Genomic DNA, 11,740 nt, shown 5'->3' with positions numbered 1-11,740 from the left:
ACACTGATTATCAGAGCATAACACCCAAAACTCACGTTAAATAAGGTCATATCAAGGAAATAAATCCGAGAGTTATAAGACTAACATATTGGATTTATTTCATCACTTTGATAGCAGAACTATTTCTCTTTCTATAATAGCAGTAACGCCTTTATTTACACAAACCCGATTGGCGTGAAAATCCTTTTTGTCGGTGCCATCCTGAGCTTGTCGAAGGATTGCGACATAATAGATGCTTCGATAAACTCAGCATGACGAAACGCCAAATTTACCGTCACCTCCGATACTCAGAGCAAGCGCTGAATTTATTTTGCTTCGCAGCTACTTCGTGGTCAGGGTCTGCTTAGCTAAATTAAGACCCAAAACTCACGTTAAATAAGTTTTTTAAATAAATAGGAAGTTCATAAACTCAAAATAAAGCCTGCCTAATGTATTCAGGCAGGCCAAAAATTGCTAACATTGCGATAGCGTTTCAAAATAAGACTTCAGCCGAGTTTAAAACTTATTTTTTCACGAACTTATTTGTTGCAGATTGAGTATCTCCTAGAAACACAACATTATATAGTCCCTTAGGTAAAGAACTTACATCTAAACTAATTTCATTTTGTGTTTTAGCTAGTGTTACCGACAATACTGTTTTTCCAACTAAATCTATTATATTTATTTCTCTATAAAGCCCCGGAGTAACGTCTATACTTATTTTGTGCGCACTTGGGTTAGGAAACAATTTTATCTCATTATCTTGGTAATTGTATACCAGCACCTTTGTTCCGTAATCATTTACATTCATGTTTTTATCATACTGTAGTAGCTTGTAATAATTACGCCCATTATTGGCATTTCTATCTAAATAGCTATAATTAGCTCCTAAGCCTATATTCCCCTTGGCTGCTAAACGTGTTAATGGCTTAAAAGAGACACCATCATTACTTTGTTGTACTTCAAAGTAATCGGCATTTTGCTCACTTAAGGTTTTCCATGATAATGCTATACCTGTAGCGGTTGCCTTAACAGTAAAAGCATCTAACAAAACAGGTAAGGTGCCGCTAAAAGCAGGCAATTGATTTAGAGAAGCGTTATTTCTCGTTCCAGTAAGTGTACCTGATTGTTTACTATCGATAACGGTTGTACCGCTGGTCTCATTTAATTTCCAATAGCCCAATAAACCACTTTCATTGCCCACCAACTCCATGCTACGGGCGTTCTGTATCTGTGCTTGGGTACGGGCAGTGCTCCATAAACGAATATCATCTATACCGCCAACAAAATCGTTTACTACTCCGTGATTCTGCGCACCAAACACCAAATTCCCTACATTAAACGCAGCATAATTAGTTACACCGTTCAATGGGGCTCCAAGACCATCATAATTTGTTATGTCAGGAACGTTACTCCCTTTAGCCACACCATCAACATAGAAGTCAACAGTCCTATTCTCATATACCAAGGCAATATGATACCAGGTATTGGTGCTTAATGATAGCGCACTACTTTCGGTTAAATTGCCAAAGTCATTAGCAAAATCTACATTAAATTTACCATTGTTTAAGATAAGGCCACCTGCCTCCGCCCCACCAGTAAAGTCTATCAAGTTAATTATCCCAGAAACACTATTAAATTTGGCCCAAAATTCTATCGTAAAAGATGTTCTTTGGGAAAGCGCTGCACATGCTCCAGTTAATGTAACACTATTGCCTACAGCAAAAGAATAAGAGCGATTTTGCGCTTTCGAAAAAGTAAACTGGAAAATACAGCTTATCACTAATAAGTAAAATTTATTCATACAAAAGTTTTTTATATAAAAATAAACAATAATTACAACTTAAAGCGCTAAAATTTTATAGCCCCGCCTAAGTACTTCATAATAGGTGTTCTTAAATCGTTAACTTTTCCTATAGATTGTTTAATACAATAGATTTAACGCAGATTATTTTTATTATCAATAATCACAAAAAATAAAAGTAATTTGCTCATTATTTATGTTTTGGCTCAATTTTAGCTAATTGCATAAAAATTGTTTATGGATTTGTAAGGATGTTTACATCTCATTTATAAACACACAAAAAATAGAAAATTATGAACCGTTTATTTGCAATAGCTTTAATAGCGCTATTTAGTTTAAATGCCTCAGCACAACAAGCTGATTTAAGAAAGAAAATTACCGTTAGCGGTACGGCCGAAATGGAGGTTACTCCAGACATTATTTACCTCAATATTTCTTTGAAAGAATATTTGAAAGACGGTAACAGCAAGAAAAAGGTAGATATTACTACATTAGAAACCCAATTGTACAATGCCGTACAAAAAGCCGGAATTGCTAAAGAGAACTTAATGATTAATAACTTGAGTAGCTGGAACTACCAAACTACTAAAAAGAAAGACCCAGACTTTTTAGCTAGCAAACAATACCGCTTAAAAGTAACCGACCTGAACAAGTTTAATCTTATTTTAGAGAGTATTGATGCTAAGGGCATTGCCAGTACCAATATTGAAAGCTACGATTACAGCAAGATAGAAAGTTTAAAAAAAGAACTAAAAATAAAAGCGCTTTTAGCAGCCAAAGAAAAAGCCACTTACATGGTTGAAGCTTTGGGAGATAAACTAGGCAATGTGTTGGATATACAAGACCACGGCGATAACGTTATACAACCGGTAATGTACAGAAACTATGCGATGAAAAGTATGGCAATGAGCGATGGTGCAGAAAGTGCTCCAGAAATTGACTTTAAAAAAATAAAATTGAGCTTTACCGTAAACACGGTTTTCGAGATTAAATAATTATTTTGATAATTTTGTAGAGGCTGTCTCAAAAGCAAATTAACATCGTCATTTCGACGATCGAAGGAGGAGAAATCTGTTTTAGAAGTGCTTCTGAAGCAGATCTCTCTCTAACGTTCGAGATGACGGGAGACTTTTGAGACAACCTCTTTTATTTTAATTAGCCCACACATGAAGAAATTACTTTACGCTTTTAGCTTAGTTTTTACGCTTTCTACTACCGTTAATGCTACACCAAGCGACAACACCAACCCAAAAACAGCGCTTACCGCAGCACAAAAAGCCGAGCTAGAGCACATTACCAACCGTGTGGAAGCAATTAAAGCTACAGACAAATCTTCGCTTACAAAAGCAGAAAGAAAGGCACTAAGAAAAGAAGTAAAAGAACTGAAAAAACGTGCCGATTTCCTAAATCAAAACGTAACACTTTCTTTAGGAGCAATCATTATTATCTTATTATTACTGATTATCATTTTATAGTTCTTTGCTTGAAGCAGAACAATATTTCATGTGCATTGTTATAGCAGTTAAACTAACATTAAATCACATGAAAAAAATCAGCTATTCGTTAATGTTATTAATGGCATTAACATTCAACTTAAACTTGGCCCATGCCACCACGAAAGATAAGCCTAAAACAGAACTTACTGCCGAACAACGTGCAGAGTTAAATAGAATAATTTCTAGAGTTGATGAAATTAAGGCGATGGACAAATCGAATTTAAGTAAAGAAGAACGTAAAGAACTACGTAAGGAACTTAAAGAGATGAAGAAAAAGGCCAATGCCCTTGGCGGTGGCGTTTATTTATCTGTAGGTGCCATTATCATTATCATATTATTACTGATCCTTATTTTATAACGTAAAATTGCATTATAGAGAAGCCGGGAACACAGCCTGGCTTTTTTTATGACCTTAATCATTGTCTTTATAAGCAGCATCATTTTATGAGATGAGCCTTATCATCACGCCCAAGTTTATTTAGTAAGACCTTTATGGTATAAATATTAAATGCTATGAAGACTTTTAAATCACGCTGGATTGTCTTAGCCATCCTTCCATTTTTTGCCTTAATTGGCCATGCACAAACTGCAAAAATAAGCTTAAAAGAGAGTGCTATTCTTGTAAAAGGCACCTCATCACTACACGACTGGCGCTGCAAAACCGAACAATTTAGTGGCGATATTTCTTACTCGGCAAATGCCCTTACTTTAAAAGACATTACTGCTGTTGATTTGCAATTGGTAGTAAAATCTATGAAAAGCATTAAAGAAAATGGCAATTACTACGAAGCAGGCATGGACAAAAATACTTACAAAGCCTTAAATGCAGATAAATTTCCAAAAATCACTTTTGTACTTACAGACATTAGCAATTTAAAAGCGGGCCCAGGCAAAGCCGATTTTGTAGCCAAAGGAAATTTAACCATTGCAGGCAGCCAAAAACCCATTAGTTTTCCGGCCACTGCAACCCTTACTGCTAACGGAATTGTAGTTAAAGGAAGCACCTCTTTTAAAATGACCTCTTTCGGTGTAACACCACCAAAGGCGTTACTCGGCACCATTAAAACTGGCGATGAAATAACTATTGTATTCAACGCATCCTTTAAAAACGACTAATTAGTTTACCATAAAAATCTTAATTAAAATGAAACCACTTTTACTTGCCGCAGTTTTTGTTACAGTAGCGGGAACGGCGTTTGCTCAACAAGCCAAAATACAAAATTTAAGACCTTACGATAAAGCAGGAATTAATGTTTTTGAAACCCCTAAAACCGACACCATACCTTTTGATGATGTGAAAGTGAGAATTGGCGCTGGCTTTACACAACAGTTCCAGGCATTGAAACACAGCAATAATTCTACAGGCACTACACCTCTTTATAACTTGCGCAGTGGCTTTAACTTGGCTACCGCTAACTTAAATATCGATGCGCAATTGGCCAAAGGCATTAGATTGAACCTCATTTCTTACTTATCTGCCCGCCACCACCAAGAAACTTGGGTAAAAGGCGGCTTTGCCCAAATTGATGCTTCGCCAATAAACTCTCCGGTACTTGATGAAGTATTTAAATATGTAACCGTTAAAATTGGACACTATGAAGTGAACTATGGTGATGCGCATTTCCGCAGAACAGACAATGGCCACTCTTTGTACAACCCTTTTATAGGAAACTATATTTTAGATGGCTTTACCACGGAGATTGGTGCCGAGATTGATTTCCAAAAAGATGGCTTTTTAGCAGTTGCCGCGATCCATAATGGCGAAATTAAAGGAGAAATTTCTGATGCGCCTACCCGTAACCCGTCATTTATTGGAAAATTAGGGTACGACAAACAGTTAAACAACGATTTAAGGGTACGTTTAACAGGCTCGGTATATCACAATAATGGTGCTGCTAGCAACACTTTATACACTGGCGATAGAGGCGGCTCTAGGTATTACATGGTGTTAGAACCAAAAGCTGCCGGGGTTACCGCCATTACCAACGCTTGGTCTGGCAATGTACGCCCGGGGTTTAGCCGTCAGGTAACTGCGTTTATGATTAACCCTTTCATCAAATACCAAGGTTTAGAACTGTTCGGAACCTATGAGGTTGCCAAAGGTAAAGCAATTACCGAAACTGTAAAAAGAGATGTTAGCCAAATGGCGGTAGAAGCCGTTTACCGTTTCTGCAAAAACGAAGACCTATTTGTTGGTTTACGCTACAACACCGTTACCGCAGCGCTTCCGGGTATTGCAAACGATGTGAAAGTAAACCGCGTACAAGCAAGTGCCGGGTGGTTTGTAACCAAAAACATGGTGCTAAAAGCAGAATATGTAAACCAAAAATATAACGACTACCCAGCGGCGAACTTATTGTCTGAAGGTAAATTCAAAGGCATGATGTTCGAAGCAAGTGTAGGTTTCTAAAAGAGAATTTTAGTTAATAGTTGAATAGTGATGGCTTAAGCCGCTCTTTATCTCGTTTAAGGAGCGGCTTTTTAGCCAATTTTCTTCCCCCATTCTTTCAATTCAACAAAAATGAGCGCATTTATCCCTCAGTTATTAGGTGTTTTTTTCTTGCTGTTCCTCAAAATAGTCGATGAACAAGAATATCAGTTAATTATTCTTCCCGAAAGCAGCATCTTACTTAAAGGCAACTCTAACGTAAACAAATTCACTTTTACTTACGAGAAAGCACTAAAATTGGGCAGCAATTCGGTAAAAGCAAGCTCAGCGAAGAATATGCTCCAGCTTAAAAACGCGAAACTAGATGCAGCAGTTACCGCATTTAGTTCGGGCAATAATTTGATGGACAGGGATTACCGGAACATGATGAACTACCGTGTTTATCCAAACATCAGCATTGCATTAAATAAGATTAACTTCGTTAAAAACTACAATAACGACAATGGAACGGCTTTAGCCACCGTAGATATTACTATTGCCGGTGAGAAACGTACCGATACGCTACAATTCAATTACAACAAATTGAAAGGCATTTATCGCTGTAGCAGCTCGCACCCAATTTCGCTGAGGGATTACAAAATAAAGCCTCTCAAAAAAATGATGGGGCTTATTTCGTTGAAAGACCAATTAATGGTAGATATGATTCTCTACCTCAAGGTCGATTAATCCTCTTCTAAATCGTCATGCTGAATTTATTTCAGCATCAGCTTTTAAGAATCTATCTAATCATTTTTCAATCAACACAGCTCTAAATACTTGAATTATAATACAAACATCCAAAACTCACGTTATTTTAATCGATAATATCGAAACCAGTGTATTTTACTAAAGCTTCCGGAATTTTAATTCCCTGAGCTGTTTGATAGTTTTCTAAAATTGAAGCCACAATACGAGGCAAAGCCAAGGCACTTCCGTTTAACGTATGCGCCAATTGCGTTTTTCCTTCCTTGCCTTTAAACCTCAACTTTAAACGGTTACTTTGGTAAGTTTCAAAGTTTGATACAGAAGAAACCTCTAACCAGCGTTGTTGCGCCCCACTCCAAACCTCCATATCGTAAGTCATGGCCGAGGTAAAGCCCATATCGCCACCGCATAAACGCAACACACGGTAATGCAAGCCAAGCTCTTTTAGCAACGATTGTACGTACTGGCTCATGTCTTCCAAAGTTTCGTAAGATTTCTCAGGATGAGTAATTTGAACCACTTCCACTTTATCAAATTGGTGCAAGCGGTTTAAGCCACGTACATGAGCGCCATAAGAACCCGCCTCTCTACGAAAACAAGGGGTATAGCCTGTATTTTTAATTGGCAGGTCTTCTTCCTTCAAAATCACATCGCGGTACAAATTCGTTACAGGCACCTCTGCCGTAGGAATTAGGTATAAATCATCTACACCAACATGGTACATTTGCCCCTCTTTATCTGGCAATTGCCCAGTACCAAAGCCCGAAGCAGCATTTACCAAATGTGGCACTTGCATTTCTTTGTAACCCGCAGCAGTAGCGTGGTCTAAAAAGAAATTGATCAAAGCACGTTGCAACCTCGCTCCTTTTCCTTTGTAAACCGGGAAACCAGCACCAGTAATTTTCACGCCCAATTCAAAATCAATAATATCATATTTGGCAGCTAGCTCCCAATGTGGCAAAGCATTTTCTGGCAAAGCCGATGGCTCGCCATGCGTATAAACCACCTCATTATCATCGGCTGTGCTGCCTGCTTTAACCAAATGGTAAGGCAAGTTTGGCAACTGTACAATTAAGGCCTGTTGGTTTTCTTCTAAAATTGTTAACTGCTCGTTCTGTTCTTTAATTTTCTCTTTATGAGCTGCGGTATTGGCTTTAATGGCTTCGGCTTCTTCTTTTTTGCCATTGCGCATCAACTCGCCAATTTGTTTAGCCGCGGCATTGGCTTCTGCCTGCAAATTATCCAAAGAGGACTGCGTAGAGCGGCGTTCCTCATCTACAGCGATGATCTGATCTACCAATTCTACTTGTTTAAAGTTACGAACGCTCAATCGCTCTAAAACTTTCTCTCTATTTTCGCGGATATAGTTAACTTGCAGCATTATTTATAATTTTTGACAAAGATAGTTTTTAAAGGCGAAAGGTAAAAGGCAGAAAGGTTGAAGGTATGACAAGCCTAGATTTTTACTTTTCATCTCATAGCTCATATCTAAAATCTCACATCTATGAATGGTAAACTTTACCTTGTACCTACACCTATTGGCAACCTAGAAGACATGACTTTTAGGGCTATTCGTATTTTAAAAGAGGTGGATTTGATTTTGGCGGAAGACACGCGTACCAGTGCACCTTTGTTAAAACATTTCGGTATCGATAAACGAGTTTTCGCACACCATCAACATAACGAGCACAAGGCAACTGCCGAAATTATCAAGTTCCTAAAAGAAGGACAAAACATTGCCGTAATTTCTGATGCAGGTACACCTGCTATTTCCGACCCGGGCTTTTTCCTAGTTAGAGAAGCAATTAAGCATGAAATTGAAATTACTTGCTTGCCTGGAGCTACAGCTTTTGTTCCTGCCTTGGTTAACTCAGGTTTACCTAACGACCAATTTGTGTTCGAAGGATTTCTGCCAGTAAAGAAAGGCAGACAAACAAGATTAAAGCAATTAGCGGAAGAAGAAAGAACCATGATTTTTTACGAAAGTCCACACCGCTTGCTAAAAACATTAACCGAGTTTGCCGAGTTTTTTGGGGAGGACAGACAAGTTTGCGTTAGCCGAGAGTTAAGTAAATTGTACGAAGAAAACGTTCGTGGCACAGTTATAGAAGTAAAATCACATTTTGAAAACAATATTTTAAAAGGAGAATTCGTAATTTGTGTTGGTGGAAATGAGAATAAGGATAAAAGAGCAAAGAACAAAGATAAATACGGAGTAAAAGAAAACCATGATTAACATCGATAGATTTTTGGCCGACGAACAAGACCCGAAAGCCGTAGAAAAAGTAGCTGGAAAATTAAACGATTTATTAACCAGCGGAGAAGAAATTTTATACCTAGCCGTACAGAAAAAACCAGCGGTAAACTTGTTGCCAGACTGCATTGCCATCAGCAATAAAAGAATTTTTTACTGCTCGCCTACTAACTTGGGCCTAACCATGAACTTTAAGGATATTTCTTGGAAAAACATTAAAGAAGTTTCCTTTAAAGAAGGTTTATTAGGCTCCAAATTTATTTGCGTACCACAGTCGGGAGAAAATATTGTAACCGATTTTATTCCGAAAGTGCAAGTACGCAAGTTGCACCAAGCGGCAAACCAACAATTAGAAGAATACAAAGAATTACTTAGACAGCAAAAGCTAGAAGAAAACAGAGCAACCGCATCTTCATTTAACATTCCAGCCACGCCACAAGTAATTGATTTACCCATTGAAGACGCCATTGTAATTCCAGAAACCACCGGTGTTGAGTTAGGTAATAAAGAAGATGAAATTGAGCAAAAACTCATCAAGTTAAAAACATTGTACGATAAGCAACTGATTACTCGCGAAGAGTACGAACACAAAAAAGCGGCAATTTTAGATAGCATGTAATATACTTACCGTCATTTCGATACGGAACAAAGTGCAGTGAGAAATCTAGCAACTTGCGATCTTGTTAGCTTTCTCCTCACTCTTCGTCGAAATAACGTGCTATGAAATGCACTGTGATAAATACGAATGAAACTCAAACAAAATTACCTTTTAGCACTTCTTAGTGCATTTATCATGTGGTTGGCTTGGCCGCCACATAATTGGCTTGCACCGCTACTTTTTGTAGGCTTAGTGCCTCTGCTAATTGCTTTAAAGCAAATCACAAACACTTCTGATAAAAAGACTGGCAAGAAAGTATTCCTTACCGCAGGTTTAACCTTTTTAATTTGGAACACAGCCTCTATTTACTGGGTTTTTAATTCCATTAATGCTGTAAATACAGGATTTGTTGGCACCATTGTATCTCTGTTGGTTTCCCTTATCCCTTACGGACTGGGAGCTTTATTAATGACCTTTGCCTTTTGGATGTATTACAGATTAAGCACCTACACCAATAAAAAATGGATTGGCTATAGCTCATTAATTGCTTTTTACATTAGCATGGAGTATTTGCACCAAACTTGGGATTTAGCTTTCCCCTGGATGACTTTAGGCAATGGCTTTGCAGGCATGCACCAAGTTGTGCAGTGGTATGAATTTACGGGAGTTTATGGCGGCTCCTTATGGATTCTACTGAGTAACATCTTAGCTTTCGAAGCCTACCAACAAATCAAATCTCAAAAGCAGTACAAACTAGCAGGCATTTGGGCATTACTATTGCTTTTACCTATCGGATATTCCATTTATCGCTATAAAAACTACGAAGAAAAAAGTGTACCTGTAAACGTAGTTACAGTACAACCAAATATCGACCCATACGAGAAATACGGCACTACTTCTTCCACCGAGCAGCTTAGTATCTTAACCAAACTTTCAGATTCGATTGCACAAACCAACACCGAATATTTCATTTGGCCAGAAACGGCTATCCCGAATTATGCCGATGAAGAAAGGATAAGAAGTAATCCCGAATACTTACAAGCGCAACAATTTTTATCAAAATACAAAAACGGAACATTAATTACAGGTATAGAAAGTGTTCGGTTTTACCACGACAAGAGAACAATATCGGCAAAAGAAAATCCAAATGGCGGATTTTATGACCACTTCAATGCTGCCATACAAATAGAAAACTCTGCTAGTGTAGCTTTTTACCACAAATCTAAATTGGTACCAGGTGTAGAGAAAATGCCTTTCCCAAAAGCTTTTTCTTTTCTTGCACCGGTATTTAGCAAATTGGGCGGAAGTGTTTCTAGCTGGGGCTGGCAAGAAGAACCAGGTGTTTTTTATGCTTACAGCGGCATTGGCGTTGCACCTGTAATTTGCTACGAGTCTATTTGGGGCCATTGGGTGGCAGGCTCGGTTAAACAAGGTGCGCAGTTTATTGCCGTAATTACCAACGATGGTTGGTGGGGCAATACTTCAGGTAAAGATCAACATTTGTTATACGCAAAACTTCGTTCAATCGAAACCAGAAGATATGTAGTACGTTCGGCAAATACCGGTATTTCGGGCTTTATTAACCAACGTGGCGATGTAGTACAGCAAAGTAAATGGTGGACACGCACCGCATTAAAAGCAGACATCAACCTAAACGATGAAATAACTTTCTACGTAAATTATGGCGATTTGATAGCCAAATTATGTATTGGTTTTGCAGCAATAGCAGCTTTGTTCATCCTAGTAAAAAAATGGATTTTGAAATAATAGTCTGCCACAGATGCGAAGATATTTTCTAATTTGATATTTCATCTGTGCATTTGTGGCTACACTTATAAAACTAAATAAATGATCAAAAGTAAAACCTCCTTAAAATTCGCTTTCCTCCTACTTATCGTAGCCTTAAATTTAGGTTGCGACCAATTTTCTAAAGTAATTGCCAGAAAAAACATTGAGCCTTACGAACAAATTGAAGTTATAAAAGATCGTTTTACTTTAACCTTGGTAGAAAATACTGGTGCATTTTTAAGTGCAGGAAGTAATTTGCCCGAAATTATTAGAATTATAGTACTTACCGTTTTACCCACTTTGGTACTGGCCTATGGCTTATGGTTCTTGTATTCTAACAAACATTTGCCACGTTTAATGCAAATTGGTATTTGCTTTTTAATTGGCGGTGGCATTGGCAACATCTACGATAGGATTGTTTATGGCTCGGTAACCGATTTCCTACACATGGATTTCGTACTGTTTAGAACAGGTATTTTTAACATGGCCGATGTTTCGATCATGATCGGTATTGGTTTATTGTTGTTGCAGAATTTAACTGCAGCGAGAATTAAAAAACCCGAGGCCGACCAGGAAGAGGCACCTGTTTAAGTATTTACCAGATTGCTTAGTAAACTCGTAATGACGGGTTACTAAACCTTAATTACAGCCCTAATTATAGTGGTGGAGCCCAATGTTAAATCGGAAA

12 protein-coding genes are annotated in these 11,740 nt (G+C 37.9%); 10 read left to right on the top strand and 2 right to left on the bottom strand.

The window, feature by feature from the left end; all coding sequences use genetic code 11:
• Positions 1-502 precede the first annotated feature (502 nt).
• Positions 503-1,783 (bottom strand): LamG-like jellyroll fold domain-containing protein, encoded by a 1,281-nt coding sequence (locus B3I52_RS15390; RefSeq protein ID WP_293302957.1) that lies wholly within the window; start codon positions 1,781-1,783, stop codon positions 503-505.
• A 293-nt stretch (positions 1,784-2,076) separates the two neighbouring features.
• Between B3I52_RS15390 and B3I52_RS15385 the strand changes: the two genes are divergently transcribed.
• The 6 genes from B3I52_RS15385 to B3I52_RS15360 all read left to right on the top strand — a co-directional run bounded on the left by B3I52_RS15385 (position 2,077) and on the right by B3I52_RS15360 (position 6,394).
• Positions 2,077-2,778 (top strand): SIMPL domain-containing protein, encoded by a 702-nt coding sequence (locus B3I52_RS15385; RefSeq protein WP_293302954.1) that lies wholly within the window; start codon positions 2,077-2,079, stop codon positions 2,776-2,778.
• Between the two features lie 171 nt (positions 2,779-2,949).
• Positions 2,950-3,258 carry a hypothetical protein gene (locus B3I52_RS15380; RefSeq protein WP_293302952.1) on the top strand — a complete coding sequence of 103 codons (309 nt, stop codon included), beginning with the start codon at positions 2,950-2,952 and terminating at the stop codon, positions 3,256-3,258.
• A 67-nt stretch (positions 3,259-3,325) separates the two neighbouring features.
• Positions 3,326-3,637, top strand: coding sequence for a hypothetical protein (locus tag B3I52_RS15375; RefSeq protein ID WP_293302951.1), 312 nt, complete (start codon positions 3,326-3,328; stop codon positions 3,635-3,637).
• 155 nt (positions 3,638-3,792) lie between these two features.
• A complete protein-coding gene (locus B3I52_RS15370) occupies positions 3,793-4,395 on the top strand; it encodes a YceI family protein (protein WP_293302948.1) in 603 nt (200 codons plus the stop codon).
• Positions 4,396-4,423: 28 nt separating this feature from the next.
• A complete protein-coding gene (locus B3I52_RS15365) occupies positions 4,424-5,689 on the top strand; it encodes a hypothetical protein (protein ID WP_293302946.1) in 1,266 nt (421 codons plus the stop codon).
• 111 nt (positions 5,690-5,800) lie between these two features.
• Positions 5,801-6,394 (top strand): YceI family protein, encoded by a 594-nt coding sequence (locus B3I52_RS15360; protein ID WP_293302943.1) that lies wholly within the window; start codon positions 5,801-5,803, stop codon positions 6,392-6,394.
• A gap of 127 nt (positions 6,395-6,521) precedes the next feature.
• Here the strand turns inward: B3I52_RS15360 and serS are convergent, their stop codons facing one another.
• On the bottom strand, positions 6,522-7,793 hold the full coding sequence (gene serS / locus B3I52_RS15355; protein ID WP_293302942.1) for a serine--tRNA ligase: 1,272 nt from the start codon (positions 7,791-7,793) through the stop codon (positions 6,522-6,524).
• 123 nt (positions 7,794-7,916) lie between these two features.
• Here serS and rsmI point away from each other — a divergent pair, with 123 nt between their 5' ends.
• From rsmI to lspA, 4 genes are all read left to right on the top strand, one after another.
• Complete coding sequence (rsmI, locus tag B3I52_RS15350) at positions 7,917-8,648, top strand: 16S rRNA (cytidine(1402)-2'-O)-methyltransferase (RefSeq protein WP_293302940.1); 732 nt, start codon at positions 7,917-7,919, stop codon at positions 8,646-8,648.
• Complete coding sequence (locus B3I52_RS15345) at positions 8,641-9,285, top strand: PH domain-containing protein (protein WP_293302937.1); 645 nt, start codon at positions 8,641-8,643, stop codon at positions 9,283-9,285. Before rsmI ends, B3I52_RS15345 begins: the two co-directional genes overlap by 8 nt.
• 126 nt (positions 9,286-9,411) lie before the next feature.
• Positions 9,412-11,031, top strand: a complete 1,620-nt coding sequence (gene lnt, locus B3I52_RS15340; protein ID WP_293302935.1) for an apolipoprotein N-acyltransferase — start codon at positions 9,412-9,414, stop codon at positions 11,029-11,031.
• Positions 11,032-11,112: 81 nt separating this feature from the next.
• Positions 11,113-11,643, top strand: a complete 531-nt coding sequence (gene lspA, locus B3I52_RS15335) for a signal peptidase II (RefSeq protein WP_293302933.1) — start codon at positions 11,113-11,115, stop codon at positions 11,641-11,643.
• Positions 11,644-11,740: the final 97 nt, after the last annotated feature.

The sequence above is a fragment of the Pedobacter sp. UBA4863 genome, assembly GCF_002399615.1.
Taxonomy (GTDB): domain Bacteria; phylum Bacteroidota; class Bacteroidia; order Sphingobacteriales; family Sphingobacteriaceae; genus Pedobacter.
This window is presented reverse-complemented; position numbering and strand designations above follow the sequence as displayed.

Excerpts from the sequence above, each read along its gene's own strand:
- B3I52_RS15390 (WP_293302957.1), bottom strand. The coding sequence starts at position 1,783 with ATGAATAAATTTTACTTATTAGTGATAAGCTGTATTTTCCAGTTTACT.
- B3I52_RS15385 (WP_293302954.1), top strand. The coding sequence starts at position 2,077 with ATGAACCGTTTATTTGCAATAGCTTTAATAGCGCTATTTAGTTTAAAT.
- B3I52_RS15380 (WP_293302952.1), top strand. The coding sequence starts at position 2,950 with ATGAAGAAATTACTTTACGCTTTTAGCTTAGTTTTTACGCTTTCTACT.
- B3I52_RS15375 (WP_293302951.1), top strand. The coding sequence starts at position 3,326 with ATGAAAAAAATCAGCTATTCGTTAATGTTATTAATGGCATTAACATTC.
- B3I52_RS15370 (WP_293302948.1), top strand. The coding sequence starts at position 3,793 with ATGAAGACTTTTAAATCACGCTGGATTGTCTTAGCCATCCTTCCATTT.
- B3I52_RS15365 (WP_293302946.1), top strand. The coding sequence starts at position 4,424 with ATGAAACCACTTTTACTTGCCGCAGTTTTTGTTACAGTAGCGGGAACG.
- B3I52_RS15360 (WP_293302943.1), top strand. The coding sequence starts at position 5,801 with ATGAGCGCATTTATCCCTCAGTTATTAGGTGTTTTTTTCTTGCTGTTC.
- serS (WP_293302942.1), bottom strand. The coding sequence starts at position 7,793 with ATGCTGCAAGTTAACTATATCCGCGAAAATAGAGAGAAAGTTTTAGAG.
- rsmI (WP_293302940.1), top strand. The coding sequence starts at position 7,917 with ATGAATGGTAAACTTTACCTTGTACCTACACCTATTGGCAACCTAGAA.
- B3I52_RS15345 (WP_293302937.1), top strand. The coding sequence starts at position 8,641 with ATGATTAACATCGATAGATTTTTGGCCGACGAACAAGACCCGAAAGCC.
- lnt (WP_293302935.1), top strand. The coding sequence starts at position 9,412 with ATGAAACTCAAACAAAATTACCTTTTAGCACTTCTTAGTGCATTTATC.
- lspA (WP_293302933.1), top strand. The coding sequence starts at position 11,113 with ATGATCAAAAGTAAAACCTCCTTAAAATTCGCTTTCCTCCTACTTATC.